Source organism: Streptomyces sp. RP5T, assembly GCF_003933965.1.
Taxonomy (GTDB): Bacteria; Actinomycetota; Actinomycetes; order Streptomycetales; family Streptomycetaceae; genus Streptomyces.
In genome coordinates this window covers 1-409 of record NZ_RSAJ01001305.1, presented here as the reverse complement: position 1 = coordinate 409, position 409 = coordinate 1, and the positions used below count along the sequence as shown (strand labels likewise).

The following is a 409-nucleotide window of genomic DNA, read 5'->3' as shown; positions in this document are numbered from 1 at the left end:
CGGCGACGGCATCGGCGACCTGCTCGCCCAGGACACGGCGAACAACCTGTACCGGTACTACGGCACCGGCAACGGCACGTTCGGCGCCCGCACGAAGGTCTTCTCCAACTGGGGCGGCTCCTACAACACGGTCGTCGGCGTCGGAGACATCACCGGCGACGGCAGGGCCGACCTGGTCTCCCGGGACACCGGCGGCAACGTCTGGCGCAACAACGGCGACGGCAAGGGATCCTTCGGCGCTCGCACGAAGATCGCCAGCGGCTGGCAGGGCTACAAGGGCCTCTACTAGTGCTGCGTTCCTCAAAGGACGTACACATAGCGGCGGCGTAAGCGCCTGGTGGGTGGTGCTGGTCTGCCCCAGATCCAGGGTCGGGCGCGGGCGTTGAGCTGGGCTGTGGCCACTTCGGTG

General features: G+C 68.0%; 1 protein-coding gene. It reads left to right on the top strand.

The window, feature by feature from the left end; translation table 11 throughout:
- On the top strand, positions 1 to 289 hold a 289-nt coding region (locus EHS43_RS45940; RefSeq protein ID WP_148104403.1), incomplete at its 5' end, for a VCBS repeat-containing protein.
- Positions 290 to 409: the final 120 nt, after the last annotated feature.